Origin of the sequence: Kitasatospora sp. NPDC127116 (assembly GCF_042677365.1) — a bacterium.
Classification (GTDB): Bacteria; Actinomycetota; Actinomycetes; order Streptomycetales; family Streptomycetaceae; genus Kitasatospora; species Kitasatospora lactacystinica.
On record NZ_JBHXTL010000059.1, the window covers coordinates 22,236 to 48,125 of the forward strand.

The window sequence follows — 25,890 nt, forward strand, 5'->3', positions numbered from 1 at the left end:
GCCGAGATCGGGAGACTCGTGATGGCCGAGATCAGGGTGAACGGGGTGGCGCTGCACTACGAGGCCCGTGGTGAGGGCCCCGGCGTCGTCCTGGTGCACGGTTCCTGGAGCGATGCGGACTCCTGGGCGCGGGTGCTGCCGGGCCTGGCCGAGTCCACCACCGCGGTCGCCTACGACCGCCGGGGGCACAGTCGCAGCGAGGACCCGCTCACCCAGGGTTCGGTGCACGAGGACGCGGCCGACCTGGCCGGGCTGATCCAGGGGCTGGGCCTGGCGCCCGCCTTCGCCTACGGCGACTCCTACGGGGCACTGGTCACCCTCCGCCTCGCCGCCGCCCGGCCCGACCTGCTGCGCGGGATCGCCGTGCACGAGCCGCCGGGGACCGGAATCCTGCTCGCCGACCCGGACCTGCGCCCGATCGGCACCGCCTTCGCCGACCGGATCGCCGCCGTCCGGGAGCTGCTGGAGCAGGCGGAGTCGGCCGCCGCCGCCGAACTGTACGTGGACAGCCTCGCCCTCGGCCCCGGCGCCTGGGAGCAACTGCCCGCGCCGGTCCGGCACACCTACATCCGCAACGCGCCCACCTACCTCGACGAGCTGCGCGACCCGGACGCGCTCGACCTCGACCTCACCGGGCTGTCCCGGTTCGGCGAGCCCGCGCTGCTCACCCAGAGCGACGACAGCGCCCCGATGTTCGGCGAGGTGCTGGACCTGATCGACCTCGCCCTGCCCAAGCCGGAACGCCACCTGTACGCGGGCGCCGGGCACGCGCCGCACCTCTCGCAGCCGGAGGAGTGGGTGCGCGTGGTGCTGCCGAGGGCGCTGGGCTGAGGCGCGCCGCCGCGGTTGCGGCGGGCCGACCCTCCACCGGGGACGGGGCGGCCCGGGCGGGCGTCCGCCCCACCGGTCGGCAGCGGCCCTACCGGTCGCCGGCGCCCCAGCCGTCGTCCGGCAGGTCGCCGTCCGGCGCGGGGCACTCGACGTGCTCGAAGCCCCACAGCACCGCCTTGTGCAGCACCCACTCCGGAAGCGGCGGCTGGTCGTAGCCGTCGCGGTCGGTGAGCACCAGCTCGACCCGGACCTCCTCGGCCGGCGAGAACTCCAGGTTCCGCTGGCCCGGGAGGTTCTCGTACGTCACCGTCCGCCAGCCGTGGCCGGTGGCGGTCAGCGCCGCCATCAGGTCCCGCTCGGAGACGTGGGTGTCGAGCGTCACCGAGCCGCCGCCGGGCCGGGGGAGGTCGAGCTCGCCGTGCCAGACCGGCAGCGACAGCGCGTGGAGCCGGCGGCAGCGGCAGAACACCGTCTGCACGTCGCCCCAGCCGAAGGCGTGCGGCCACCGGTGGCCGCGGTGGACGCGGCCGCCGTCCCACGGATCGCCGTAGTGGGCGGCGAGTTCGGGCAGTGAGGCACCGTAGCGCAGCTCGCCGAGGCCGCCGGTGGTGGCCAGCCCGGTGACGAGCGGGAGGAAGCCCGTCAGCCCAGGCACCCGCGCACCGCCTCGATCAGGCGGTTCGCCCGGGCGTCGCCGTGGCCGATCATCCGGTTGGCGACGTAGCCGAAGCCGACGCCGAACTCGTCGTCCCCGAAGGCGAACTGGCCGCCGGCGCCGTCGTTGCCGAAGCTGCGCGCGCCGAGCAGGGGGCGGAAGGCGGGGGAGTCCAGCAGCAGGCCGGAGCCCCAGCGGGCGCCCAGGTCGAAGCCCAGGAAGCCCGCGCCGGAGGAGACTTCGCGCACCGCGTCGGTCACGGTGTCGGCGGAGAGCAGCCGCTCGCCGCCGTCCAGGCCGGTGGCCGCCGCCGCGTAGAGGCCCGCCAGGCCGGTGGCCGAGGCGACGGCGCCCGCGCCGGGCAGCTCGATCGCGTGCAGGTCCGGGTCGTTCCAGCCGTGCGGCACGTCCAGGCCGGGGAAGACCAGGGCGCCGTTCATGGTGACGATCCGGGTGAGCAGGTGCTCCGGGCCAGGCATCGGACGGCGGCCCTCGGCCTCCACCAGCCGTGCCAGGCGCGGCAGTTCGCTCTCCGGCAGGCCGATCCGGACCGGCAGCCCGAGCGGCTCGGCGATTTCCTCGCGCAGGAACACGCCCGGGGTCAGCCCGGTGATCCGGCGGATCACCTCGCCGACCGCGAAGCCGAACACATGGCCGTGGTACTCGTGGGTGGAGCCCGGCTCCCAGAGCGGCCGCTGCGCCTCGATCGCCCGGATCACCGGATCCCAGGCGGCGACCTCCTCGAAGGAGAGCGCCGCGTCCAGGGCCGGGAGGCCGGCGCGGTGGCCGAGGATCATCCGGGTGGTGACGGCCTGCTTGCCGTTCCGGGCGAACTCCGGCCAGTAGCGGGCGACCGGTGCGTCCAGGTCGAGCCGGCCCTGCTGGGCGAGCAGGTGCGCGGAGATGCTCACCGGGCCCTTGGCGCAGGAGAACACCGGTACGACGGTGTCCTGCGTCCAGGCCCGGCCGGTGCGGTCGTCGGCCGTGCCGCCCCACAGCTCGACCACCTTCCGGCCGCCGGAGAACACCGTGACGGCGGCGCCCAGTTCGGGGAACTCGGTGAAGTTGGCGGCGAAGGCGTCCGCGACGGCGCCGAAGCGCTCGTCGGCCCAGCCGTGGTGCTGCTGCATGATGTGGTGCCCCGTTCTGCCCTCAAGATCGACCGAACCACGCTACGGGAGCCGGGCGGCCGTGACGAGGGGATTTCACCAGGCCGGGGCTGGTGGGACGGATGTGGCAGACTCGCCCCTCGGCACGGAGGAGGGGACCAGGTGGATCGCGAGGCGCTGACCGCGCTCTGGGAGCGGCGGTGGCCCGGCACGGAGCCCGTCGGGCACGAGATCGACAGCCGGGCGCGGGACGTCTGGGTGCGCTTCCACAGCCTGCCGGAGTCCAAGCGGTACCCCGACGACGAGCGCGAGTACGCGATCGTCCTGGAACGCCACAACACCGTGCTGGACGAGCTGTTCGCCGGCGCCGAGGTGTACGTCCTCACGCCCAGGTGGACGAGCAGGACGAGCGTCCCCCGGATGCGCCGGGACGCGAGGCACTGGCGCACCTGGCTCCAGAGCGACGACCCCGAGCCGGAGTTCCGCACCTACTGCCACGTCTTCGTGGAACGGCGGCAGTGGCGGCGGGGCGGCCTGGACCGGCTGCTGCGCCGGGTCGCCGACGAGCGGGAGGCCGGGGTGATCGTCACGGACACCGGGATGCGGCGGCTGTACCACCCGTACGACGGCGGCGCGGACGTCCACCTGGCCACGCCGGAGGAGCGCGACCGGTTGAAGGAGCGGCACGCCGACTGGCTGTCGCGGCACCCGGACGGCTGGTGAGCGGCGGGTCGGGGCGAAGGCTTGCCGTGGCCGCCGTCCGCCCCGCAGAGTGTCGGGAGCGCGTTGACGATCACGCGCGCCGGCAGCTCGGCTGCCGCAGTGGGCAAGGGAGCGGGACATGGCCGTCAGTCTGAGCAAGGTCGAGCGGAGCGCGCCAGGGCTGGTGAGCCTCTACAAGACGGCCGGCGCCTCGGTGGAGCGGCGCGGGCTGAACGGCCAGCGGGTGGCGGTGTACCTGGTGGTCGACTACTCCGGTTCGATGCGGCCCTACTACAAGGACGGCAGCGTCCAGGCGCTCGCCGACCGGGTGCTGGGGCTGTCGGCCCACCTGGACGACGACGGGAGCGTGCCGGTCGTCTTCTTCTCCACCGAGGTCGACGCCCAGGCCGAGATCGCCCTGGCGGACCACGCGGGCTGGATCGACCGGATCGTCGCGGGCCTCGGGCACATGGGGAAGACCAGCTACCACCTGGCGATGGACGCGGTGGTCCGGCACTACCGGGAGAGCGGGGCCACGGCGCCGGCCTTCGTCCTGTTCCAGACGGACGGCGGCCCGATCAGCAAGAGCGCGGCGGAGAAGCGGCTGTGCGAGGCGGCGACGCTGCCGATCTTCTGGCAGTTCATCGGCTTCGGGGATCCGGACGGCAAGCAGTTCGACTTCCTGCGGAAGCTGGACGAACTGCCCGTCCCGGAGAAGCGGTCGATCGACAACGCGGGCTTCGTCCACCTGGGGCGCGATCCCCGGACGGTCTCCGACGAGGACCTGTACGACCTGCTGCTCTCCGAGCTGCCGAGCTGGCTCGCGGCCGCCCGGGCCCAGGGCATCGTCCCGGAACAACCGGCGCCGCAGCCGCAACCGCAGCCGAAGCCGAAGGCGAAGGCGGCCCCGGCGGCCCCGTCGTCGGAGCGCCGGGGCTTCTGGGCCACCCTGACCGGGGGCCCGGGGAAGCGCAGCCGGCGCGGTCAGGCGGTGAGGCGGGGAGGGGCGGGCTTCGACGGCCTGGACGAAGGCGGTCCGTGAGGAACGGTGTCGCCGCCGTCTACCGGGCCCCTGGCCTGGGCAGGCTCGGACGGACAGCGCCAGCGAAAGGGGCCGACGATGGCCGCAGTTCACGAATCCGTCCTCGACGCGATCGGCGGGACGCCGCTGATCCGCCTCGCCCGGCTCGGCGCCGGGATCGCCGCGCCGATCTACGCCAAGGCGGAGTTCCTCAGCATCGGAGGCAGCGTCAAGGACCGCGCCGCACTGTCGATGGTGCTGGCCGCCGAGCGGGACGGCCTGCTGAGGCCGGGCGGGACGATCATCGAGGCGACCTCCGGCAACACCGGCATCGGCCTGGCGATCGTCGGCCGGCAGCGCGGGTACCGGGTGATCGCCGGGGTGGCGGACAAGGCGGCGGCCGAGAAGGCGGACATCCTGCGCGCGTACGGCGCCGAGGTGGTGCTCGCGCCGACCCTGGTGCCCCAGGAGGACCCGAGGCACCTGTTCAAGGTGGTCCAGCGGCTGGCCGAGGAGATCCCCGGTGCCTGGCTGGCCAACCAGTACGACAACCTGGCCAATCCTGACGCGCATGTCCGGACCACCGGCCCCGAGATCTGGGAGCAGACCGGCGGCCGGGTCACCCACTTCGTCGCGGGCGTCGGTACCGGCGGCACCATCACCGGTACCGGCGGATACCTGAAGGAGGTCTCCGGCGGCACGGTGACCGTGGTCGGCGCGGACCCGGAGTCCTCCTCGTACGGGGGCGGGGACGGCAGCCCGTGGTTCGTCGAGAGCATCGGGCACTTCCTCCACCCCGAAACCGTCGAGGACCGCTGGCCGCAGGCCTACCGGTCGGAGGTGATCGACTCCTTCGAGCGGATCCGGGACCGCGAGTCGCTGCTGACGGCGCGCCGGCTCGCGCGCGAGGAGGGCCTGCTGGCCGGCCCGTCCTCCGGCACTGCGGTCGCGGCGGCGCTGCGGGTGGCGCGGACGCTCGGGCCGGACGACCTGGTCGTGGTGGTGCTGCCCGACTCGGGCCGCTCCTACCTGTCCAAGGTGCACAGTGACGCGTGGATGCGGGAGTGGGGCTTCCTGGAGGACGAGGCGGAGGGCCTGCGCCCCTTGCTGGAGGCGGCCGGGCCGCTGGTGACGGTCGACGCCGGCACCACCGTCGGCGAGGCGGCCCGGGCGCTGCGGGACGCGCCGGGCGGCGTCGCCCCGGCGGTGCTGGCGCGGCCGGCGCGCCCGTTCGGGGTGAACGCGACCGAGGTGACGGGCTCGGTGTCCCGGGAGGTGCTGACGGCGGCGCTCGCGGACGGCAGCGCCGAACCGGGGGACCCGCTGGGCGCGCTGCTCGGGCCGGCGCTGCCGACGGTCGGCGTCGGGCAGTCGGCGGCCGAGGCGCGGGCGGCGCTGGCGGGCGGGCGCCCTGCGGTGCTGGTGCTGCTGGACGGCCGGGTGGCGGGGCTGCTGACCAGGGAGTTCCTCGCGGACTGACGGTGCGTCAGCTGTCGCCCGCCGGCATCAGGACGGCGGAGATCACCCGGTCCAGGGTGCGGTCGAACGCCCGGTCCGGGTCGGCGGGCGGGCCCGCGGCGGCGAAGGCCTGGGCCAGGTGCGGGAATTCGCCGCTCGCCGCCGCCCGGCCGAGGTAACCGACCAGCTCGGACTGCCACTTGGCGCCCGCGGCCGCCGTCCGCTCGAACTGGGCGAACTGGGCGATGAAGCCGTTGATCAGGGCCATCGCCTCCATCCGGTCGCTCCCGCCGAGGCCGGTGGGGGCGGTGACGGCGAGGAAGTGGTCGGTGTAGCGCAGGGCGTTGGGGCCGATGCCGGGGCGGGCCAGCACCAGTGCGGGCAGCCAGGGGTGGCGGCGGAAGATGCCGAGCTGCTGGTGGGCGAGGTCGGCGAGGTCGGCCCGGACGTCGCCGCTCGGCGCTGACGGGAACCGGTACTCGGCGGTGGCCGCGTCGAGCATCAGGTCGAGCAGGTGCTCCTTCTTCGGCACGTAGTTGTAGAGCGACATGGTGCCCGCGCCGAGCGCCGCCGCGACCCGCCGCATGGACACCGCGTCCAGGCCCTCGGCGTCGGCGATCCCGATGGCCGCGGCGGCGATCGAGTCGCGGCTGTGGGCCGGGCGCGGGCCGCGGCCGGTGCGCTCGGGGCGCAGCCAGATCACTTCGGGGGCCTCGGGGGGCGTGGGCTTGCTGGACGCCGGCGCGGGCCCGCCCGGTGCGGGCGTGCTGGACGGCGTGGGCTTGCTGGACGGCACTGGAAGATCACCTCGCTTTCCCCATCTTAGATACGTACGGCGTACGTAGTAGGATGCCGCCTGCGCGCGCTTCTACGTACGCTGTACCTAGAGAGGGGCAGAGCCATGTCCGACACCGCCCGACCCGCCATCGAGATGGCGGGCGTGGAGAAACGCTTCGGCGCCACCGAGGCCCTGCGCGGCCTCGACCTCGCCGTCCCGGCCGGCACCGTCTGCGGCCTGCTCGGCCCCAACGGCGCCGGCAAGACCACCGCCGTCCGCGTCCTCGCCACCCTGGTCGCCCCCGACCGCGGCACCGCCAGGGTCGCCGGACACGACGTCGTCCGCGCCGCCGAGGACGTCCGCCGCGCCATCGGCCTCGCCGGGCAGCACGCCGCCGTCGACGAGGGCGTCACCGGCCGCGACAACCTCCGCCTGCTCGGCCGGCTGCACCACCTCGGCGCCCGCCGGGCCCGGGGGCGCGCCGACGAACTGCTCACCCGCTTCGGCCTCGCCGAGGCCGCCGACCGGCTCGTGCGCACCTACTCCGGCGGCATGCGCCGGCGCCTCGACCTCATCGCCAGCCTGGTCACCAGCCCGCCGGTGCTCTTCCTGGACGAGCCCACCACCGGGCTCGACCCGCGCAGCCGACAGGCGATCTGGGACACCGTCAAGGAGCTCGCGGACGGCGGCACCACCGTGCTGCTCACCACCCAGTACCTGGAGGAGGCCGACCGGCTCGCCGACGACATCGTGGTGGTCGACCACGGCGCCGCCATCGCCACCGGACCGCCCGACCGGCTGAAGGCGGCGATCGGCAGCCAGGTCTCCGTCACCCTGGCCGACCCCGGACAACTCGCCGCCACCGCCGTCGTGCTGTCCTCGATGACCGGGGGCGACGCCCGGGTGGACGTCGCCGAGCGGACCGTCACGGTGCTGACCACGCCCGGCGTGTCCGTCCTGCTGCCGTCGCTGGTCCGGGAGCTGGACGGCGCCGGGGTCGTCGCGCAGGACGTCGCGGTGCGGGCGCCCTCGCTGGACGACGTGTTCCTCGCGCTCACCCAGGAGTCCGCGGACGCCGGGAGGGCCGCCCGGTGACCACTGCGCACATCGCCCCGGCGCGACCGTCCGGCATCGGCCGGCTCGCCACCGGCAGCTGGATCTCGGTGCTCCGCGTCCTGCTCAACTACCGCCACTCACCTGGCCTGTTGGCCGCCTCCCTGGGCGTGCCGGTGGTGATGGTGGTGGTCTTCGGGTACGTCCTCGGCAGCGCCATGCAGGTGCCGGGCGGCGGCGACTACCGGGAGTTCCTGATGCCCGGCCTGTTCGCCATGGTGGCCACCAACGGCATCATGCCGACCATGGTCGGCGCCGCCCGCGACGTCTCGCGCGGAGTCACCGACCGGCTGCGCTCCATGCCCGTCTCCCGCACCGGGCTGCTGCTCGGGCAGACCCTCGCCGACCTGCTGGTCAGCATGGTCGTCCTGGCCCTGCTGGCCCTGGTCGGGCTCGCCACCGGCTGGCAGGCCCGGAACGGACTCGCCGACGCGGCAGGGGCGTTCGCGCTGCTGCTGCTCTTCCGATTCGTGATGACCTGGGTCGGCACCCTGCTCGGCCTGGCCGTCGGCAAGGAGGAGGCGGCCGGTCAGCTGTCCGTGGCGGTCTTCCCGCTGGCGATGATCACCAACGCGTACGTGCCGACCGGCGGCATGCCCGGCTGGCTGCGGTTCCTCGCCGAGTGGAACCCGGTCAGCTCCGTCGTCCAGGCCTGCCGGGAACTGTTCGGCAACCCCTCGGGGGCCGGTTCCGCCTGGCCCACGCAGCACGCCGTCCTCGCCGCACTGCTCTGGAGCGCCTTGCTGCTGGCGGTCTGCATGCCGCTCGCCGTACGGAAGTTCGCCACCCACGGGCGGTGATCCGCCGGGTTCCGGCACTCCCGCCAAATGTGCTGGACAGCGGAGCCGGTGTGGTCTTGGGTGGGGCGCCATGGAGTACACCCACCTCGGCCGCACCGGCCTGACCGTCTCCCGCCTCTGCCTCGGCACCATGAACTTCGGCCCCCACACCGAGGAGGCCGAGGCCCACCGCCTCATGGACACCGCCCACGAGCGCGGCATCAACTTCTTCGACACCGCCAACACCTACGGCCGCGACAGCGAGGGCAGGCTGCGGGGGCGGACCGAGGAGATCATCGGCCGCTGGTTCGCCAAGGGCGGCGGACGCCGCGAGCGCACCGTCCTCGCCACCAAGGCCTACGGCGACATGGGCGACTGGCCCAACGAGAGCAAGCTCTCCGCGCTCGCCATCCGCAAGGCCGTCGAGGCCAGCCTGCGCCGCCTCCAGACCGACCACATCGACCTCTACCAGATGCACCACATCGACCGGGCCACGCCCTGGGAGGAGATCTGGCAGGCGATGGAGGTCCTGGTCGCCCAGGGCAAGGTCGTCTACGTCGGCTCCAGCAACTTCGCCGGCTGGCACATCGCCCAGGCCCAGGAGACCGCCCGCGCCCGCCACTTCCTCGGCCTGGTCAGCGAGCAGTCCCTCTACAACCTGCTCGACCGCGCCATCGAGCTCGAAGTCGTCCCCGCCCTCCAGCACTACGGGCTCGGGCTGATCCCGTGGTCCCCGCTGCGCAGCGGCCTGCTCGGCGGCGTCCTGCACAAGGAGCGCGAGGGCACCCGCGACCGCAGCGCCATGCCCTACGTCAGCGACCTCCTCGCCAAGCACCGCGACCGCATCCAGGCCTACGAGGACTTCGCCGCCGAACTCGGCGCCGACCCCGCCGACCTCGCCCTCGCCTGGCTCCTCTCCCGCCCGGCCGTCACGGCCCCCATCATCGGCCCCCGCACCCCGGCCCACCTCGACGCCGCCATCGGCGCGTTCGACCTCAAGCTCGACCAGAAGACCGTCGACCACCTCGACGAGCTCTTCCCGGGCCACCGGCCCGCCCCGGAGGACTACGCCTGGTAGGCCGTCCGCGTCCGGCCCCGGCCCCTTCGTCGGGGCCGGGGCCCCGCGCGCACCCGGGGGAGCGGGCCGGGGACCGGCGGCCTCGGCAGTGGGTGGGCGTCAACCCGCCCGCACAGTAGCCGAATTGTGAGGGTGGCGAGCCTTGACCGGGCCGTCCGGCACTGGTCTAGTCACCGCTTACATGGGCAAGGGTACGGGGAGGCACAATTGGCCTTGTTCGCCAAGCCGCAGCCGGGCTACACCACCGCCGCCGCCACCGGCGACACCGTGGTGCTGCTGATCGGCATGCGGATCAACCGCTTCTGGGCCGTGCACCACTGGGGCCCGGTGATGTTCTCGATGCTCCGGATGCTGTACGACCTGCGCCGCGCCCCCGAGCGCGGCCTGCGCGGCCGCATCCTGCTGACCGCCTCGCCGCGCACCTACTACGTGGTCCAGTACTGGGAGTCGAAGGAGAAGCTGTACGGCTACGCGAGCGCGCCGGACGGCTTCCACCACACCGTGTGGGGCATCGCCAACCGCAAGCTGCGGGAGGGCAAGGCCCGCGGGCACGTCGGGCTCTGGCACGAGACGTACATCGCGCCGCCGGGCGGGTACGAGTCGATCTACTTCGACATGCCGCCGTTCGGCCTGGCCGGCGCCACCGGCTCGCTGCCGGTGGAGGCGCGCGGCCGGCACGCGGCGCAGCGGCTGGCCTACCGTGAGCCGGCACCGGAGCCGGAGACCGCTGGTTCGCAGCCGCAGCCGCAGCCGCAGCCGCAGCCGTCGGCCGGCCGGTCGGAGCCGGAGGCCGGTGGGGCGCGGACGGTGCCGGGCGGGGCGGGCGAGTCCGAGGTCGGGGCCGCGCCGGCCCCCGGTGCCTGAGTACGGCTGCGCCGGGAGTGTCGTGGGCCGCCCGGCCGCCGTGCCGTGAGAGCGTCGGGGAATGGTGGATCGGGGCGACGCGCGGCCGCAGGCGCCGGCGCGGTCGGTGCGGGTGGTGCACGAGGTGCCGTACCGCGCGCAGTGGGAGTCGGCGGAGCTGGTGCGGGAGATCGTCGACGGGCGGCTGGAGGCGTCCGCCGATCCGCGCTGGGGGCAGTCCGGCGCGGCCACCGCGGAGGAGTACGCGTGGTGGTCCTGGCGGCTGTGCGGGGTGGCCTGTCTGCGGATGGCGCTGGCGCACTGGTGGGGCGTGACCCCGGCGGCGCTGGCGCTCGCGGGCGAGTGCGTGGCGGCCGGCGCCTACCTGCGGGACGGTGACAGCCTGCGCGGGCTGATCCACGCGCCGTTCGCCGAGTACGTCGAGCGGCGCTGGGGACTGGCCGCGCGGGCACGGGAGTTGACGCCCGAGGAGGTGTCGTCGGAGGTGGCCGACGGCCGGCTGGTGATGGTCTCGGTGCACCCGTCGATCCGGGAGCCGTACGGGCCGGAGCCGGTGCGGCGTGGCGGGCACCTGGTCCTGGCGGTGGGTGCCACGGACACGGCGCTGCTGATCCACAACCCCTCCGGGTTCCCGGGGGAGTCGCAGGCCTTCGCGCGCGTGCCGTGGCGGTCGTTCGGGCGGTTCTACGCCGGACGCGGGATCGTGCTCGGCCCGCCCCGGGTCTCCTCGCCCTGACGTCGCGGAGCGGTCACTGGTTGTCCGGCAGTCCCATCGGGTTGATCGGCAGCCGGCCGCGACAGAGCGCCGAGATCGGCTTCAACGCCGCGGCGAGCCGGTCGAGTTCGGTCCGCGGGTAGTCGTCCCAGACCCGGGCCGCGGCCAGGTCGGTGGCGGCCTCCAGGGTCTGGTGACGGATCCGGCCGAGCTCGGTGACCGTCCCCTCGGCGGTCAGCCAGCCGCGCTCGACCAGGCGGTCGGCCGCCGCCTCCCACTCGGCGTCCGTCCACCCGCGCAGCGGCTGGAGCATCTCGCGCCGCATGTCCATCGCGCAGCGGACCACCAGCGCCTCGCAGCCGTCCAGCCCGGCCGCCACCAGGGCGGCCACGTGGCCGTCGCCGCGGTGCTCGCGCATCACGGTGGCGGCCTGCCAGAGCCGCTCGTACAGGCCGCTCGGGCGGGGCAGCGCGGCGTTGGCGGCGGCCAGCACCCGCCCGGCGCAGTCCAGCCGGGTGGCGGCCTGCTCCAGGGTCTCGGCGACCAGCTCGACCTGCTCCTTGTCCACGTGCTCCAGCAGCCCCTCCAGGATCGTCGCGGAGGCCTTCAGCCGGGCGGTCAGCGCCTCCTCCGGGCTCGCGTGGTTCCACACCTCCGGCAGGGCGCGCTCGACCATCGAGGGGGAGAAGTTGAAGAAGGCGGCGGTCACCGGCGGGGCGTCCACCGCGCCGAGCGGGGCCGATCGGGTGGCGAAGTAGCCGTGCAGGCGGCCGTGCAGACCGGCCTCCTCGAAGGCGGCGCGGCCCTCGGGCAGGAAGTAGGTGACGGCGTGCACCGGCTCGAAGAGCCACCACAGCGCGCGGGCGGGATGGACGAGATCGGTCATCGGGAGACCTTCCTCGGACGGAGCTCCGGGCGGGCCGGGGAGCTCGGTGGTCGGGACGGCCCGGCGGGAGCCGCGGCGGGCCGTGGCCCGTTCAAGGGCTGATGACCACGGCGGGGGCCCCGGTAATCCTGCCGGGGGTGTGATGACGGTCACGCCGAGGTGGCGCTGTGCGCCCGGCGGCGGTACGGCGCGGGATGATGGGATGAGGTGCCCGCTCCCGGGGGGCGCCCAGCCCCCGCAGGTCCTCGTACGAAGGTAGTCGGTCATGGCCCAGATCAACCCCAGCATCCTGTCCGCGGACTTCGCCCGGCTCGCCGACGAGGCCGAGGCCGTCCGGGGTTCCGACTGGCTGCACGTGGACGTCATGGACAACCACTTCGTGCCCAACCTGACCCTCGGCGTCCCGGTGGTCGAGTCGCTCGCCCGCGCCACCGACACCCCGCTCGACCTCCACCTGATGATCGAGGACCCGGACCGCTGGGCCCCGCAGTACGTCGAGGCCGGCGCCGGCTCGGTCACCTTCCACGTCGAGGCCGCCGCCGCGCCCGTCCGGCTCGCCCGTGAGATCCGCGCCAAGGGCGCCCGCGCGTCGATGGCGCTCAAGCCGGGCACCCCGATCGAGCCGTACGAGGACCTGCTGCCCGAGCTCGACATGGTGCTGATCATGACCGTCGAGCCCGGCTTCGGCGGCCAGGCCTTCCTGGACATCATGCTGCCGAAGATCCGCCGCACCCGGGAGCTGATCGCCAAGCACGACCTGGAGCTGTGGCTGCAGGTAGACGGCGGCGTCGCGGCGAACACGATCGAGCGCTGCGCGGAGGCGGGCGCGGACGTGTTCGTGGCCGGCTCGGCGGTGTACGGGGCCGAGGACCCGGCCGAGGCGGTCCGCAAGCTGCGGGACCTCGCCGACAAGGCGACGGCGGACGCCTGGTGGGCCTGCGGGCACTGAGGCCACCGGGCTGGTCGGGGCGGTGCCGGCACCGCCGGATGGCCGGGCGCGGGTGGAGGAACGCCGCACCGTGGCGGATGATCGGTGACGATGTCCCCCGAGGACCGTGCCCGGCCCCTCTCCGTACGGTGGTGGAACCGCGATGAGCAACCTCGACCTCAGGCCCGCCCCGGCCGGCTGCGGCCGCGAGGCCAGCGCCGGCCCGGTGAAGGATCTGCTGACGGCCCGTCAATTCCCGCTCGGCGGAAGCACGGTGGTCCGGCGCCTGCTGCCCAACCTGGGCCGCCGGATGGTGGGCGCCTGGTGCTTCGTGGACCACTACGGGCCCGACGACATCGCCGACGAGCCCGGCATGCGGGTCCCGCCGCACCCGCACATGGGCCTCCAGACGGTCAGCTGGCTCCACCAGGGCGAGGTGCTGCACCGCGACAGCCTCGGCAGCCTCCGGGCCGTCCGGCCGTACGAGCTGGGCCTGATGACCTCCGGCCGGGCGATCTCGCACTCCGAGGAGTCCCCGCGCCCGCACGCCCGTTACCTGCACGGCGCACAGCTCTGGGTGGCCCTCCCGGAGGCCGGCCGGAACATCGCCCCCGCCTTCGAGCACCACCCCGACCTGCCCGTGGTCACCGGCCGGGGCCTGCGCGCCACCGTCATCCTCGGCACCCTCGACACCGCCACCTCGCCCGGGACCACCCACACCCCGCTGGTCGGCGCCGACCTCGCCCTCGTCGACGGCGCGGACCTCCGCCTCCCGCTCGTCCCCGACTTCGAGTACGCCGTCCTCGCCATGTCCGGCCGCGTCGACGTCGACGGCGTCCCGGTCGAGCCCGGCTCCATGCTCTACCTCGGCTGCGGGCGCCCCGACCTTCCGCTGCGCGCCCACGGCGACGCCGCCGTGCTGCTCCTCGGCGGCGAGCCCTTCGACGAGCGGATCGTCATGTGGTGGAACTTCATCGGCCGCTCCACCGAGGAGATCGCGCGGGCGCGCGCCGACTGGACGACCGGCGACCGCTTCGGCGAGGTGCACGGCTACGAAGGCGAGCGGCTGCCGGCCCCGGAGCTGCCGGCCGTCCCGTTGAAGGCGCGGGGGCGCGAGCGCTGACCCGCGGGCCGGTGTCGGCCCTTTGGACTCATCGGGCCGTACCCGCGGGACGGGTGCAGCCGGCCGGCTCAGCCGGCGACGGCCGCTTCGGGTGAGGTGACCGCCTTGGCCGAGAGGGCGCGGCCGTAGCGGCGCAGCAGGAGGACGGCGGTGGTGGCGAGGCCGATGAGCAGGCCGAGCCAGAGGCCGCGGGTCTCGCCGCCGAGGGGGTAGGCGAGGAGCCAGGAGGCGGGCAGGCCCACGAGCCAGTAGCCGATCAGGGTGATGCGGAAGCCGCTCCGGGTGTCGTCGAGGCCGCGCAGCAGGCCGACGCCGATGTTCTGGGCGCAGTCGAAGAACTGCAGCACGGCGACGACGGCCAGGAGTCCGGTGGCGATCCGCAGGCCCTGCTGGTCGGCGGCCGCGCCGGGGTCGAAGTAGGGCCGCAGGACGAGGTCGGGCACGGTGAGGTAGGCGATGCCGACGAGGGTGGTGACGGCGGCGCCGCAGGCGAGTGCGGTGTTCTTGATCCGGCGGGCCGCGGCGTACTCGCCGAGGGCGAGTTCGCGGCTGACGTTGATGGAGGCCGCGTGGGAGAGGCCCACGGCGACCTGGAAGACGATGTAGATCAGCTGGTTGACGGCGGTGTGGGCGGCGAGCGCGGCGGCGCCGAAGCTTCCGGCGAGCAGGGCGGTGACGGAGAAGAAGCCGGCCTCGGAGCCGTAGGTGGCGGCGATCGGGGTGCCGAGGCCGAGCAGGCGGCGCACGGTGGGGGCGTCGGCGCGCCAGAAGTCCGGGCTCAGCAGGGGTGCGAGCTGCGGGTCGCGGCGGGCCGAGGCGTAGAGGGCGAGGAAGGAGAGCAGGTAGACGCTGCTGGTGGCGACGCCGATGCCGGTGAGGCCGAGTTTGGGCAGGCCCCAAGTGCCGTGGATGAACAGCCAGTTGAGTCCAGCGTTGATGGCGACGGAGGCGATGGTGATCTGCAGCAGGGCCTGGGGGCGGCGCATGCCGACGGTGAACTGGCGGATCGCCTGGAACCAGAGGCAGGGGACCAGGCCGGGGGCGAGGGCGGCGAGCATGCCCTGGGCGCGGTGGGCGACTTCCGCGTCCTGGCCGAGCCAGGTGGCGGCCTGGCCGATGAGCACCATCAGGACGGCGCCCGCGAGGCCGGCCAGGGTGGCGACGGCCATCGCCGCCCGGACCAGGCCGCGGACCTCGTCGCCGTCGTCGGCCGCGTCCTCGTCCCGTTCGGCGCGCGCGGCGGCGGCCGCGACCTGGTTGCCGACGGAGGTGACGAGGCCGACGCCCATGGTGCGCAGCTGGTTGAAGACGACCAGGGCGAGGCCGCCGGCCGCCAGGGCCTCGGTGCCGAGCACGCCCATCATGATGGTGTCGGTGGTGGTGAGGGCGACCTGGGCGAGCTGGGTGAGGGCGAGCGGGACGGCGAGTGCGGCGAGTGCGCGGCTGTCGCGGGCGAGGGTGGCTAGCTGCTGCATCGTGGGTGTCACGTTTCTCGGAAGTCAGGGCCTGCGGAGTTTGGTGAGCGTTTCGTCGATGTCGGCCTCCACGGCCTCGTCGAGCAGTGCGCGGGCGTTCATCCAGTCGTCGTTGAAGACGGTGTCCATGTACTTCTCGCCACCGTCGTTGATGAAGGCGACCATAACGGCATCCGGCGCCAGGGCCGGCAGGCGGTTCAGGGCCTCGTGGACGACGCCTCCGGCGGAGCCGCCGATGAGCAGGCCGGTGCGGCGGGCGACGACGCGGGCGGTCGCGAAGGCCTCGATGTCGCCGACCTTCACTCCCTCGTCGATGAGGTCGTAGTCCACCAGCAGGCCGATGGTGGCGCCCTCGGGGGTGCCGGTGCCGGACTGGTAGTAGTCGTGGGCGGGCGGCCCGAAGGCGATCGAGCCCTTCGGCTCGACGCCCACGACGGCGACGCCGGGCACGGAGCGCTTGAGCTCGCGGGCGGTGCCGCACAGGCCGCCGCCGGTGCCGACCGCGCCGATCAGCACGTCGACCCGGTTGTCGAGGGCCTGGGCGATCTCGCGGCCGACGGCGTAATAACCGACCGCGTTGCTGGGGTTGTTGTGCTGTTCGGTGAAGAAGGTGTTGTCCTTGCCGCGGGCCATTTCCTCGGCGAGTTCCTCGCGGGCCGCGGTGTGGAGTTCCTCGCCGTCGGTGTCGGCGTCGACGAAGACGAGTTCGGTGCCCATCGCCTTCATGCCGCGCAGCTTGTCGGCGGCGGCGTGGTTGTCGACGACGGCGGTGAAGCGGTAGCCGCGTTCGGCGGCGACGACGGCCAGGCCCAGGCCGGTGTTGCCGGAGGTGGACTCGATGATGTGGCCGCCTTCGCGCAGGTCGCCGCGTTCCTCGGCGTCGAGGACCATCTGGCGGGCCATGCGGATCTTGGCGCTGCCGGTGGGGTTGAACATCTCCAGCTTCAGCAGCAGCCGGGCGCCGTTGTCGGCGCGGGCGAGTTCGAACAGCGGGGTGCGGCCGATGAGGTCGGACATCCGGCTGACCACCGGGGGGCGGTTCAGGGCGTCGGTCATGGTGGAGCTCCGTGGGGACGGCGGGGCGGGGAGGTTCGTGCGGGGGTCAGCGGTCGAGGCGCCAGCGCGGGCGGTCGCCGTGGTGGTCGATGACGACCTTCGGCGGCAGCGGCAGTTCGTGGAAGGGGGACTCGTTGGAGTCCATCTGGTAGCCCGCGGTGTTGGGGTAGACGAGCAGGTCGCCCACCCGGGGCCGGGCGGGGAAGGCGATCTTGCGCCAGGTGAGCAGGTCGGAGTCCAGGCAGCTGGCCCCGCCCACGCAGGCCCGGTACGGCTGTCCCGGGGGTCCGGCGCGGTCGCCGAGCAGGACCGGGTCGGGCAGGTACTCGCTGTTGAACCACTGCTCGGACAGGCTGAGGCTGGTGCCGTCGACGGTGACGATGCCGTACCCGGCGCGGTCCTTGACGCCCTGGACGGGGAACACCGACGACCCGGCGCGGTCCAGCAGGGCGCGGCCGGGCTCCAGCAGGAGCGTCACGCCGGCCTGCCGCAGCCGCTCGGCGAGGCTCGGTCCGGTACCGCCGGGGCGGGCGGCGAGGATCGCGCGCAGTGCGTCCGCGCCGGCGACGGGGGAGTGGTACGGGTAGAAGTCGCCCGCGGCGAAGGCCTTCTCGCCGTGGTAGTGCCCGGGGCCCTGTTCGGTGAGGAAGGTGTCCCAGGCATCGGCGGCGACGTAGTCGACGGGGAAGCCGCCGCCGATGCTGATCCGGTCCGCCGGCAGGCCCGACGCCCGCGCCTTGAGGCAGAGTTCGACGAGTTCTCCGGCGAGGTCGGCGCGTGGCTGGACCGCGTAGCCGGAGAGGTGGAAGCTGAAGCCCTCCATCCGTACGGTGTCCCCGGCCTCGGCGCAGCGCCGCAGGGCCTGGTGCAGTTGCGGGTCGTCCAGGCCGAACCGGCTGCGCGGCTGGGCCGGCGGGTGCCGGCGCAGCAGGACGCGGGCGGGACGGTCGGTGTCGAGGCCGAGCAGGCGTTCCAGTTCGTCGGGGGCGTCGACGGCGATCAGCGCGCCCTGCCGGGTGGCGACGCGCAGCAACTGCTCGTTCTTGGCGGGGCCGGTGACGACGAGGTCCTCGCCGCGCACGCCGTGGCCGAGGGCGTCGCGCAGTTCGCCGAGGGAGGCGACGTCGATTCCGGCGCCGGCCGCGGCGCAGCGTTCCACGAACACGGAGGCCTTGTTGGCCTTCTTCGCGTAGTGGACGCGGCCCTCGACCCCGGCGTCGGCCAGGGCGGCGCGGAACGCGGCGAGGTTGTCGTCGAAGCGTTCGGGCAGCAGGTAGTGGAAGGGGCCGTCCAGGCCGTGGGCGAGTTCGTGGAGCAGTCCGCTGTCGTGGATCCGGTCGGTGAGCGGGTCGGGGTGGGCGGGCAGGCTCAGCGCCACAGGGCCACCTCGGTTCCGAGGCCCTGGGCGGCGGCGAGTTGGGCGAAGCGGTGGCCCAGCGCGATGTCGGTGACGACGAGTCCGCTGTTGTAGGCGAAGATCCGCTGCCCGGGGGCGGTGCGGGCGGCGGCGCCGGAGATGACGACGGGCAGCTCCAGGTCGACGGCCGGGAGCTTGCCGTCGGCGTCGGCCATGTCGGTGCCGGTGACGCGCATCTGGGCCTCGCTGGTGGCGATCACCCGGTCCGCCCGGTGGAGGGTGGAGGGGGCGAGGCCGTGGCCGACCAGGATCGAGACCGCGCCGGGCTTCAGCCAGTCGGCCTCGACGGCGGCGGGGGTGTGGCCGCCGGCGGTCGCGACGATGACGTCGGCGTCGCTGGCGGCGGACCTGAGGTCGGTGACCAGTTCGAGCTCGCGGTCGGGGAAGTGCCGGGCGAGTTCGGCGCGGACGGCGGCGATGCCGTCGGGGTGGGTCCCGGACAGGAGGAGACGCTCCAGCCCGGGCAGGGCGGTGAGCAGGAACGGCAGCGCCAGGCGCCCCTGGGTGCCGGTGCCGATCACCAGCGCGGTCGAGGCGTCGGGGGCGGCGCACTCGCGGGCCAGCAGGGCGGAGACGGCCGGGGTGCGCAGGGATCCGATGCGGGAGCAGTCCATCATGGCGACGGGCAGGCCGGTGACGTCGTCGTAGATGGTCAGCGTCGTGTAGTAGTGCTGGTTCTCGCGGCTCTCGTCGAGGCCGTGCTTGTAGGAGGTCTTGACGGCGACGACGTTGCGCACGCCGTCGCGGCCGAGCATGGCGTAGGAGACGGAGTGGCCGTCGGCGGGCTTGACGGTGAGTTTGCGCGGATTGTCGGACTGCCCGGCGGCCAGGGTGCGGTAGGCCTGTTCGACGGTGTCGACGACGTCGGCGAGGGTGATGTCCAGGCCGGCGAGGTCGCTGGTGGACAGTACGCGCAGGGTGGTGTCGTCCCGGTCCATGGGGGTGCCCTTTCGAGGTGGTGAGGCGGCGGCAGGGGTGGTTCAGGCGGCTCTGGCGGTGAGGGCGGCCTGGCCGTAGCCGTGTTCGTCGTGCTCGGCGAGCGGGCGGGTGGGGCGGCCTTCCACGCGTACCGAGGCGCGCTTGAGCCAGCGGTCGGTGCCGTCGTAGCGGGCCCGGAACGGCACCCGGCCGTGGACGACGACGTCGTTGTCGACGACCAGGACGTCACCCGGTTCCAGGCTCACCGCGACCGAGACGCGGGCCAGTTCGTCACCGAGGCGCCGGTACGCCGCGCGCCATGCCTCGTCCGCCCCGTCCAGCGGGGTGTAGGCGGGGTCGTAGCGCATGGTCAGGCCCTCGGGGGCCTCGAAGAGGGTGGGGACCGGCGCGGGCCGGCCGCCGAACTTCCGGGCCTGCTCGTAGGCGTCGTCGGGCAGGATCGGTGCGACGGGCCGCTTCAGCTGTTCGACGTCGGCGTCGGGCAGGTCGGTCAGGCGCACGCTGGCCGCGGTGGTGGCGATGGCGTCGTGGTTGCGCATGCAGCACAGCAGCAGCAGGTGCGCGCGGCCGGGGTGGAAGGCGTCCTCGGTGTGCGGGGTGAGGAGGACGGAGCTGGAGGCCCCGGTCTGCTCGCTCTCGTGGCCCGGCGTGGGGACGATGTTGTGCACGAACCGGCCGTCCTGCTGGCCGTCCCAGGCGATCGGGGTGCCCATCGCCGTGGAGACGAGCAGCAGCACCACGTCCCAGAGCGCGCCGGAGTCGCCGACGGTCGACCAGTGGTCGGGGGTGGGCCCGAGGCGGGTGTCGTCGATCTCCAGTCCGCGCAGCACGAACAGGCCGTCGGCGGTGTCGACCGGACGCAGTCGGTGGCGCAGCGGTTCGCCGAGCCGGGCGCACTTCACGGGCAGGTCGGCCAGCAGGGCGGGGCTGGTCGCGGAGCCGTGGAGGGCCAGCAGTTCGGCCGCGGTGGAGGTGAGTTCCGCGACGGCGTCGGCGTCGAGACGGCGTACCGGGGCAGGGCAGGTGGGCACGGCGGGACCTTCCGGGGACAGGGGGAGAAGTGGTGCGGGGTGCGGGCACGTGGCGTCACCTCGCCGGTGTGGGACGGCGACGGGAGCTGCGCGTGGGGCATCGGTCCGGGGCGGCTCGAACGGCCGGACGACAGGAAACGTAACAACGACTTTTAGGTAAGGCAAGCCTTACCCGGCTGGATGTCTACATTTACGTAGTCTCGGTTCCGGGCGGCGGCGCACGTGCGGCGCAGGGGCAACTCCCCTGCTCGCGGGCCGGATTGGGGCGCCGGGGCGCATGGCCGGAAGTCGTGTGCGCCCCAGCGGGCGGCTTGCGACTTGTCTTGAATTTAGGGTAGGTAACCCTAAGCAAATCGAGCACGGAACCGAGACGAGGATCGAACGTGGGCGTCACCAGACGACAGCTGCTGTGGGCCGGAGCCGGAGCCGGGGCGATCGGCGTGCTCGCCGCCTGCGGTGGCGGCAAGGGTGGCGCCGGGGAAGCCGCGGCCTCCGGTGGGACCGGCCAGCAGCCCCGCCCCGGAGGGACGCTGAAGGTCGGTGCGCTCGGCAAGGCCTCGGCGGTCACCCGGGACCCGCACGGCACCCAGGCCAACGAGAGCGACTACCTCATCATCAGCCTGATCTACGACACGCTCGCGATACCCGGGGCCACGGCCAACACCGCTCCCCGCCTGGCCGCCTCCTGGAAGCCGTCGGACGACCTGAAGACCTGGCGCTTCACCCTGGCCGACGGCGCCACCTTCCACGACGGCACCCCGGTCACCGCCGACGACGTCGTCTGGTCACTGAAGCGGCTGCGCAACACCCCGGCGGGCAAGAGCCGCCTGCCCGGCATCCAGCCCGAGGGCATCACCGCCGAGGACGCCAGGACCGTCGTCCTGGTCTCCGACTACGCCAACGCCGACCTGCCGCTGCTGACCCGCCTGACCACCTTCGTCCTCAAGAAGGACACCAAGGACGACGCGGTCGCCGGCGCCCCGGGCACCGGCCCCTTCAAGCTCGACTGGTACCGCGACGGCAACGCCCGCCTGGTGCGCAACGACAACTGGTACGGCGGCAAGGTCCTGCTGGACGCCGTCGAGGTCCGCCTGTTCGAGAGCCCCCAGGCCATGGCCAACGCCCTGCTCGCCGGACAGATCGACGTCGCCTCCAACGTCGGGGCCGTCGCCGCCCGCACCGCCGAGGCCCGCAAGGACGTCCAGATCGTCCGCCGGCCCAACGACATGGCGATGCCCGTCGTCATGCGCACCGCCGACGGCCCGTTCGCCGACGCACGGGTGCGCGAGGCCCTCAAGCTCGCCGTCGACCGCGACGCCATGGTCAAGCAGGTCCTCTCCGGCTACGGCAGCGTCGCCAACGACGTCCTCGGCACCGGCGACCCCGCCTTCGCCAAGGACATCCCGCAGCGCACCCGCGACCTCGCCAAGGCCAGGCAACTGCTCGCCGACGCGGGCTTCGACACCTCCAGGACCTACGACCTGACCACCACCGAGGACATCGCCGGACTCGCCGAGTCCGCGACCCTCTTCGCCACCCAGGTCCGCGAGGCCGGCGTGAAGATCAACGTGGTGAAGCAGGACTCCAAGGTGTTCTGGGACGACACCTGGCTCAAGGGCACGCTCTACACCAGCTACTGGGGCACCAACGACTCCGTCGTCTTCTTCGCCTCCAAGACGATGCTCTCGGACGCGGGCCAGAACGAGTCCGGCTGGAACGAGCCGGGCTTCGACGAGACCTACCGCAAGGCCATGGGCACCGCCGACACCGCCGAGCGCGGCAAGCTGCTCCACCAGCTCCAGGAGATCGAGTTCGCGAAGTCCGGCTACCTGCTGTGGGGCATGGCCGACGGCATCGACCTCGCCGGCGCGGCCGTGCGCGACCTGCCCAAGCTCCCCGGCTACGGCCGCGTCCAGCTCGAGAAGACCTGGTTGGCGCGTTGACCACCCCTCACCCGGCGGACGCGAAAGCGCCCCGAACCCTCCCGGCCCGCATCCTCCCCGGTGCGGGCCGGGTCGCCCGGCAGGCCGTACGGCGCCTGGTCCTGCTCGTCGTCCTGCTCGCCGCCGTCTTCGCGGCCGTCGAACTCCTCCCGGGCGACGCCGCCGGCGCGAGCTCCGACCGGGGCGTCACCGCCGCCGACCTCGCCGCCCGCCGCACCGCCATGGGCCTCGACCGCCCGGTCGCCGAGCGCTTCCTGGACTGGATGACCGGCCTGCCCACCGGCGACCTCGGCACCACCGCGCGCGGACAGCACGTCACCGACGTCCTGGCCGGCCCCTTCCCCAACACCCTCCTGCTCGGCACCCTCGCCCTCGCCCTCAGCACCGCCGGAGCCCTCGCCCTCGGCGGCTGGGCCGCGCTGCGCCCCGGCGGGCGCGTCGACCGCGCCGTCGACACCCTGTCCACCGCCGCGTTCGCCCTCCCCGAGTTCGTCGTCTCGGTCGCCCTGCTCCTGCTGCTCTCCCAGTGGACCGGCTGGCTGCCCGCCGTCACCCTCACCGGCGCGGACGGCAGACCCGAGTCGTGGACCATGATCGTCCTGCCCCTGCTCTCCCTGGCGGTCCCCCAGATCGGCTGGAACACCCGCATCGTGCGCGGCGCACTCGCCGACCAGGCCGCCCTGCCGCACGTCCAGGCCGCCGTCCTCGACGGCCTGCCCCGCCGGCGCATCCTCAGCCACCACATGCTCCCCGGCGCCCTGCCCGCCGTCGCCGTCGGCATCGCCACCTCCGCCGGCATGCTCCTCGGCGGCACCGTCGTCGTCGAGACCCTCTTCAACTACCCCGGCGTCGGCGCCGTCCTGGCCGGCGCCATCACCGACCGCGACACCCCGCTCGTCGCCGGAGTCGTGGCCGCGGCCGGCGCCGCCATCAGCCTGCTCCTGCTGCTCGCCGACCTCGTCCGCACCACCACCCTCGGAGAAGAGCGACGATGACCGCCGACGCCCCGACAGCGGCCCCCGCGCCCGCCACCCGAGGGAAGCGACGGGTGCTCGTGCGCGCGGTTCCCGCCCTCGCCCTCGTCGCCCTCGCACTCGCCGGGCCGCTCCTCGCCCCGCACCCGATCGACACCCCGGTCACCGTCCCCTACGCCGAAGCGGGCGGCGACGCGCCGCTCGGCGGCGACCAGCTCGGCCGCGACGTCCTCAGCCGCCTGCTGACCGGGGGCGCGCCCCTGATCGCCACCGCCCTCGCCATCGCCCTCGTCGTCACCGCGGCGGCCACCGCCATCGGCATCCTCGCCGTGCTGCGCCCGGCCCTCGGCCGGTGGATCGAACGCGCCGCGGACCTGACGATCCTGCTGCCGTCCGTCCTCGCCATCATGCTGATCGCCCTGGCCTGGCCCGGCGGCGGACGCCTAGCCGTCGCCACCGCAGCCACCCTCCTCGGCATCCCCTACGCGGTCCGGATCGTCGCCGCCGCGGCCGCCCCCCTCGCCACCGCCGGCTTCGTCGAGGCCGCGGCCGCGGGCGGCGAGAACCTCTGGCACCTCACCGTCCACGAGGTCCTCCCCAACCTGCGCTCCACCGTCCTCGCCCTGTTCGGCCTGCGCTTCGTCGAGGGCGTCTACATCGTCTCCGTCGCAGCCTTCCTCCAACTCGGCCCCCAACCCCCGGAAGCCGACTGGGCGTTGATGATCCGCGAGAACGCCGCCGGCATCACCCTCAACCCGTGGGCCGTCGGAGCACCCTGCCTCGCCATCGGCCTGCTCGCCATCAGCGTCAACCTCGCCGCCGAAGCCCTCGCCCCCGCCCGGCCCACCCCGGAGACCCCGCTGTGAGCACCACCGACCCCGCTGCCCGTGCCGCCGCCCTGTCCGTCACCCTCGGGGACACCCCGCTGCTCACCGACGCCACGCTCACCCTCGCCCCGGGCCGCGTCACCGCCGTCACCGGGCCCTCCGGCGCCGGCAAGACCACCCTGCTGCGCGCCCTCGTCGGCGCCCTCCCGCCGGGCGCGCGCGTCACCGCCGGCAGCCTCACCGTCCTCGGCCACGACATCCTCGCCCTCCCGCCCGAGGAACTGCGCCGGCTGCGCCGCCACAAGCTCGCCTTCGTCGGCCAGGACCCGGGCTCCGGACTCAACCCCCGCATGCGCGTCGACCGCCTCATCACCGAGACCGCCGCCGACCGCCGCGGCACCTCCGTCACGGACCTGCTGCGCGCCGTCCGCCTGCCGGTCGGCGAAGGCCTCGAACGCCGCCGGACCGAGCACCTCTCCGGCGGACAGCAGCGGCGCGTCGCCCTCGCCCGTGCCCTCGCCCGCCGCCCCGCGGTCCTCCTCCTCGACGAACCCACCGCCGGCCTGGACGCCGCCCTGCGCGACGACATCGCCGACCTGCTGCACGACATCGCCGACCGCGACGGCATCGCCATCGCCCTCACCAGCCACGACCCCGACTTCGTCGCCCGCTGCGCCGACGACGTCCTCGCCCTGTGGCCCGACCGTCCGGTCACTGCCCCGGGCACGCCCGCAACGCCCCCGGTGCCCGCACCGGCTCGCGTCCGCGCCGACGCGGTGCCCGTCGTCGAGGTGGAGGCACTCGACGCCCGGGTCGGCACCGGCCGCAACCGCCACCGGGTCTTCGCCGGCCTCGACCTCGTCCTGCGGCCCGGCACGCTGACCGGGATCACCGGCCCGTCGGGGTGCGGCAAGACCACGCTGCTGCGCGCCCTCGCGGGACTCCACCGCCCCGAGGCCGGCCGGATCACCCTCGGCGGCGAACTCCTGGCCTCCTCCTACCGGCGGCGCACCCGCGACCAGCGCCGCCGCGTCCAACTCGTCCCGCAGAACCCGCTCGGCGCCCTCAACCCCGCCCACACCGTCGGCGCCGCCCTCACCCGCCCGCTGAAGCTCCACTCCGTACGGCCCGCCGACCGGTGCGACGCCCGCGTCGCCGAACTGCTCACCGCGGTCGGCCTCACCCCCGGCCACGCCGACCGCCACCCCCACGAACTCTCCGGCGGACAGCGCCAGCGCGTCTCCATCGCCCGCGCCCTGGCCGCCGAACCCGATGTCCTGCTCTGCGACGAGGTCACCTCCGCCCTCGACGCCGACACCGCCGAGGACATCATGGAACTCCTGCGCGGCCTACGGACCGACCAGGGCCTCGCCGTCGTCCTCGTCAGCCACGACCTGCCGCTGCTCTCGGCCCACGCGGACCTCCTCCTCACCCTCGACGGCGCCGACGGGGTGCCGCTCACGGAGCACCGCGCGGCCCCGAGCCCGGTGCCGAACTGAGCTCTCCGCGCAGGGGGATCAGCCCGGCGTTCCGACGTCCGGCCCCTCGGCCTGGCCGACGCCCTCCCGAACCCTGGCCCAGGTCCGCCGGGAACCGCGGGTCAGGGTCCAGCCGCTCGTCCCGCGGAGCCGCGGCCGCTGCCCGGCCCCGCGGGCGGCGGCCGCGCACACGCGCCGGAGAAGGGAGTTGAGCTCGACGCGCTGCCCCTTCGTCAAGGACGCCAGCAGGTCGTCCTGCGTCGCCGACGCATCGGTGTGGAGCACGTCCAGGGCGGACTCGCCCGTGGGAGTGATGGTCAGCACCTCCTGCCGACCGCCGACGTGGACGACCATCGACTGCAGCAGGCGTGCCGACAGGAGATCGTCGAGGGCCTGGTCCACCTCGGCCGCGGGCGCCGTGACCCGGGAGGTGAGATCGTGCCGACCGTGCGGTCCCAGCTGCGCCAGCGCCGACAGCAGCGCGTGGTGGACCGGGGTCAGCCCCCGGTGTTCCAGCCGCTCCGCCAGCAGACGGTCGACGGCCCGCCCGGCCTCCGACAGGAGGTAGACGGACTGCTCGAACGGACTCGACGATCCCTGCCGTCCGTCGTACAAACCGTGTCCCCATCATCGGAAAAGCGCGACGCCCTCGGCGTCGAAAGCAGCAAACCGAGGCTCACCATACCCACGCTTCCGATCGTTGGTCTACA

The 25,890-nt window shown here is 74.1% G+C and carries 23 protein-coding genes and 2 pseudogenes; 15 read left to right on the forward strand and 10 right to left on the reverse strand.

What is annotated here, in order from left to right; all coding sequences use genetic code 11:
• The first annotated feature begins 21 nt into the window (after positions 1 to 21).
• Positions 22 to 831 carry an alpha/beta hydrolase gene (locus ACFVHV_RS23000; protein ID WP_359897382.1) on the forward strand — a complete coding sequence of 270 codons (810 nt, stop codon included), beginning with the start codon at positions 22 to 24 and terminating at the stop codon, positions 829 to 831.
• Between the two features lie 88 nt (positions 832 to 919).
• Here the strand turns inward: ACFVHV_RS23000 and ACFVHV_RS23005 are convergent, their stop codons facing one another.
• On the reverse strand, positions 920 to 1,486 hold the full coding sequence (locus ACFVHV_RS23005) for a hypothetical protein (protein ID WP_380353063.1): 567 nt from the start codon (positions 1,484 to 1,486) through the stop codon (positions 920 to 922).
• Entirely contained in the window at positions 1,474 to 2,616 is a 1,143-nt protein-coding gene (locus ACFVHV_RS23010; protein ID WP_359897379.1) for a serine hydrolase domain-containing protein, read from the reverse strand. Before ACFVHV_RS23010 ends, ACFVHV_RS23005 begins: the two co-directional genes overlap by 13 nt.
• 141 nt (positions 2,617 to 2,757) lie before the next feature.
• Between ACFVHV_RS23010 and ACFVHV_RS23015 the strand changes: the two genes are divergently transcribed.
• The 3 genes and pseudogenes from ACFVHV_RS23015 to ACFVHV_RS23025 all read left to right on the forward strand — a co-directional run bounded on the left by ACFVHV_RS23015 (position 2,758) and on the right by ACFVHV_RS23025 (position 5,797).
• Entirely contained in the window at positions 2,758 to 3,318 is a 561-nt protein-coding gene (locus ACFVHV_RS23015) for a hypothetical protein (RefSeq protein WP_359897377.1), read from the forward strand.
• Between the two features lie 118 nt (positions 3,319 to 3,436).
• A pseudogene (locus tag ACFVHV_RS23020) lies at positions 3,437 to 4,147 on the forward strand (vWA domain-containing protein); the annotation flags it as partial.
• Positions 4,148 to 4,417: 270 nt separating this feature from the next.
• Positions 4,418 to 5,797, forward strand: a complete 1,380-nt coding sequence (locus tag ACFVHV_RS23025; protein ID WP_380353065.1) for a pyridoxal-phosphate dependent enzyme — start codon at positions 4,418 to 4,420, stop codon at positions 5,795 to 5,797.
• A 7-nt stretch (positions 5,798 to 5,804) separates the two neighbouring features.
• Here ACFVHV_RS23025 and ACFVHV_RS23030 read toward each other — a convergent pair whose 3' ends face one another.
• Positions 5,805 to 6,572 carry a TetR/AcrR family transcriptional regulator gene (locus ACFVHV_RS23030; RefSeq protein WP_380353066.1) on the reverse strand — a complete coding sequence of 256 codons (768 nt, stop codon included), beginning with the start codon at positions 6,570 to 6,572 and terminating at the stop codon, positions 5,805 to 5,807.
• Between the two features lie 105 nt (positions 6,573 to 6,677).
• On the opposite strand from ACFVHV_RS23030, the gene ACFVHV_RS23035 reads away from it, so the two are divergent.
• The 5 genes and pseudogenes from ACFVHV_RS23035 to ACFVHV_RS23055 all read left to right on the forward strand — a co-directional run bounded on the left by ACFVHV_RS23035 (position 6,678) and on the right by ACFVHV_RS23055 (position 11,124).
• Positions 6,678 to 7,649, forward strand: a complete 972-nt coding sequence (locus ACFVHV_RS23035) for an ATP-binding cassette domain-containing protein (RefSeq protein WP_380353068.1) — start codon at positions 6,678 to 6,680, stop codon at positions 7,647 to 7,649.
• Positions 7,646 to 8,467, forward strand: coding sequence for an ABC transporter permease (locus tag ACFVHV_RS23040; RefSeq protein ID WP_380353070.1), 822 nt, complete (start codon positions 7,646 to 7,648; stop codon positions 8,465 to 8,467). The genes ACFVHV_RS23035 and ACFVHV_RS23040 overlap by 4 nt, the downstream gene beginning before the upstream one ends.
• 70 nt (positions 8,468 to 8,537) lie before the next feature.
• Positions 8,538 to 9,524, forward strand: coding sequence for an aldo/keto reductase (locus tag ACFVHV_RS23045; RefSeq protein WP_380353072.1), 987 nt, complete (start codon positions 8,538 to 8,540; stop codon positions 9,522 to 9,524).
• 213 nt (positions 9,525 to 9,737) lie between these two features.
• Positions 9,738 to 10,226: pseudogene (locus ACFVHV_RS23050) on the forward strand (DUF4188 domain-containing protein); the annotation flags it as partial.
• A gap of 223 nt (positions 10,227 to 10,449) precedes the next feature.
• Positions 10,450 to 11,124 (forward strand): C39 family peptidase, encoded by a 675-nt coding sequence (locus tag ACFVHV_RS23055; protein ID WP_359897367.1) that lies wholly within the window; start codon positions 10,450 to 10,452, stop codon positions 11,122 to 11,124.
• 13 nt (positions 11,125 to 11,137) lie between these two features.
• Here ACFVHV_RS23055 and ACFVHV_RS23060 read toward each other — a convergent pair whose 3' ends face one another.
• Positions 11,138 to 11,989, reverse strand: coding sequence for a hypothetical protein (locus ACFVHV_RS23060; protein WP_359897366.1), 852 nt, complete (start codon positions 11,987 to 11,989; stop codon positions 11,138 to 11,140).
• 265 nt (positions 11,990 to 12,254) lie between these two features.
• Here ACFVHV_RS23060 and rpe point away from each other — a divergent pair, with 265 nt between their 5' ends.
• Entirely contained in the window at positions 12,255 to 12,938 is a 684-nt protein-coding gene (gene rpe / locus ACFVHV_RS23065) for a ribulose-phosphate 3-epimerase (RefSeq protein ID WP_359897365.1), read from the forward strand.
• A gap of 142 nt (positions 12,939 to 13,080) precedes the next feature.
• On the forward strand, positions 13,081 to 14,040 hold the full coding sequence (locus ACFVHV_RS23070) for a pirin family protein (protein WP_380353074.1): 960 nt from the start codon (positions 13,081 to 13,083) through the stop codon (positions 14,038 to 14,040).
• A 68-nt stretch (positions 14,041 to 14,108) separates the two neighbouring features.
• Here the strand turns inward: ACFVHV_RS23070 and ACFVHV_RS23075 are convergent, their stop codons facing one another.
• Genes ACFVHV_RS23075 through ACFVHV_RS23095 form a run of 5 tightly spaced genes read right to left on the reverse strand, consistent with a single transcriptional unit; the run spans position 14,109 to position 19,958 of the window.
• The gene (locus ACFVHV_RS23075) at positions 14,109 to 15,515 is read right to left on the reverse strand and encodes an MATE family efflux transporter (RefSeq protein WP_359897363.1); all 1,407 of its coding nucleotides are present in this window, start codon (positions 15,513 to 15,515) and stop codon (positions 14,109 to 14,111) included.
• Positions 15,516 to 15,539: 24 nt separating this feature from the next.
• Positions 15,540 to 16,571, reverse strand: coding sequence for a cysteine synthase family protein (locus ACFVHV_RS23080; RefSeq protein WP_380353075.1), 1,032 nt, complete (start codon positions 16,569 to 16,571; stop codon positions 15,540 to 15,542).
• Positions 16,572 to 16,617: 46 nt separating this feature from the next.
• A complete protein-coding gene (locus tag ACFVHV_RS23085; RefSeq protein WP_359897360.1) occupies positions 16,618 to 17,949 on the reverse strand; it encodes a Y4yA family PLP-dependent enzyme in 1,332 nt (443 codons plus the stop codon).
• Positions 17,940 to 18,926 carry an ornithine cyclodeaminase family protein gene (locus ACFVHV_RS23090; RefSeq protein WP_359897358.1) on the reverse strand — a complete coding sequence of 329 codons (987 nt, stop codon included), beginning with the start codon at positions 18,924 to 18,926 and terminating at the stop codon, positions 17,940 to 17,942. The genes ACFVHV_RS23085 and ACFVHV_RS23090 overlap by 10 nt, the downstream gene beginning before the upstream one ends.
• Before the next feature lie 42 nt (positions 18,927 to 18,968).
• The gene (locus ACFVHV_RS23095; RefSeq protein WP_359897357.1) at positions 18,969 to 19,958 is read right to left on the reverse strand and encodes a TauD/TfdA family dioxygenase; all 990 of its coding nucleotides are present in this window, start codon (positions 19,956 to 19,958) and stop codon (positions 18,969 to 18,971) included.
• A gap of 383 nt (positions 19,959 to 20,341) precedes the next feature.
• Here ACFVHV_RS23095 and ACFVHV_RS23100 point away from each other — a divergent pair, with 383 nt between their 5' ends.
• From ACFVHV_RS23100 to ACFVHV_RS23115, 4 genes are read left to right on the forward strand one after another with little or no spacing between them, the layout of a single operon-like run.
• A complete protein-coding gene (locus tag ACFVHV_RS23100) occupies positions 20,342 to 21,901 on the forward strand; it encodes an ABC transporter substrate-binding protein (RefSeq protein WP_359897355.1) in 1,560 nt (519 codons plus the stop codon).
• Positions 21,898 to 22,896, forward strand: coding sequence for an ABC transporter permease (locus tag ACFVHV_RS23105; RefSeq protein WP_380353077.1), 999 nt, complete (start codon positions 21,898 to 21,900; stop codon positions 22,894 to 22,896). The genes ACFVHV_RS23100 and ACFVHV_RS23105 overlap by 4 nt, the downstream gene beginning before the upstream one ends.
• Positions 22,893 to 23,741: an ABC transporter permease gene (locus ACFVHV_RS23110; RefSeq protein ID WP_380353078.1), complete on the forward strand. Its 849-nt coding sequence runs from the start codon at positions 22,893 to 22,895 to the stop codon at positions 23,739 to 23,741. Before ACFVHV_RS23105 ends, ACFVHV_RS23110 begins: the two co-directional genes overlap by 4 nt.
• Entirely contained in the window at positions 23,738 to 25,201 is a 1,464-nt protein-coding gene (locus tag ACFVHV_RS23115; protein WP_380353080.1) for an ABC transporter ATP-binding protein, read from the forward strand. The genes ACFVHV_RS23110 and ACFVHV_RS23115 overlap by 4 nt, the downstream gene beginning before the upstream one ends.
• An 18-nt stretch (positions 25,202 to 25,219) precedes the next feature.
• On the opposite strand, the gene ACFVHV_RS23120 is transcribed toward ACFVHV_RS23115, so the two are convergent.
• The gene (locus tag ACFVHV_RS23120; RefSeq protein ID WP_380353082.1) at positions 25,220 to 25,795 is read right to left on the reverse strand and encodes a MarR family winged helix-turn-helix transcriptional regulator; all 576 of its coding nucleotides are present in this window, start codon (positions 25,793 to 25,795) and stop codon (positions 25,220 to 25,222) included.
• Positions 25,796 to 25,890 lie beyond the last annotated feature (95 nt).

Bases quoted from the DNA above. Each gene is read 5' to 3' on its own strand.
- ACFVHV_RS23000 (WP_359897382.1), top strand. From the start codon at position 22: ATGGCCGAGATCAGGGTGAACGGGGTGGCGCTGCACTACGAGGCCCGT.
- ACFVHV_RS23010 (WP_359897379.1), bottom strand. From the start codon at position 2,616: ATGCAGCAGCACCACGGCTGGGCCGACGAGCGCTTCGGCGCCGTCGCG.
- ACFVHV_RS23025 (WP_380353065.1), top strand. From the start codon at position 4,418: ATGGCCGCAGTTCACGAATCCGTCCTCGACGCGATCGGCGGGACGCCG.
- ACFVHV_RS23035 (WP_380353068.1), top strand. From the start codon at position 6,678: ATGTCCGACACCGCCCGACCCGCCATCGAGATGGCGGGCGTGGAGAAA.
- ACFVHV_RS23045 (WP_380353072.1), top strand. From the start codon at position 8,538: ATGGAGTACACCCACCTCGGCCGCACCGGCCTGACCGTCTCCCGCCTC.
- ACFVHV_RS23055 (WP_359897367.1), top strand. From the start codon at position 10,450: ATGGTGGATCGGGGCGACGCGCGGCCGCAGGCGCCGGCGCGGTCGGTG.
- ACFVHV_RS23060 (WP_359897366.1), bottom strand. From the start codon at position 11,989: ATGACCGATCTCGTCCATCCCGCCCGCGCGCTGTGGTGGCTCTTCGAG.
- rpe (WP_359897365.1), top strand. From the start codon at position 12,255: ATGGCCCAGATCAACCCCAGCATCCTGTCCGCGGACTTCGCCCGGCTC.
- ACFVHV_RS23070 (WP_380353074.1), top strand. From the start codon at position 13,081: ATGAGCAACCTCGACCTCAGGCCCGCCCCGGCCGGCTGCGGCCGCGAG.
- ACFVHV_RS23075 (WP_359897363.1), bottom strand. From the start codon at position 15,515: ATGCAGCAGCTAGCCACCCTCGCCCGCGACAGCCGCGCACTCGCCGCA.
- ACFVHV_RS23080 (WP_380353075.1), bottom strand. From the start codon at position 16,571: ATGACCGACGCCCTGAACCGCCCCCCGGTGGTCAGCCGGATGTCCGAC.
- ACFVHV_RS23090 (WP_359897358.1), bottom strand. From the start codon at position 18,926: ATGGACCGGGACGACACCACCCTGCGCGTACTGTCCACCAGCGACCTC.
- ACFVHV_RS23110 (WP_380353078.1), top strand. From the start codon at position 22,893: ATGACCGCCGACGCCCCGACAGCGGCCCCCGCGCCCGCCACCCGAGGG.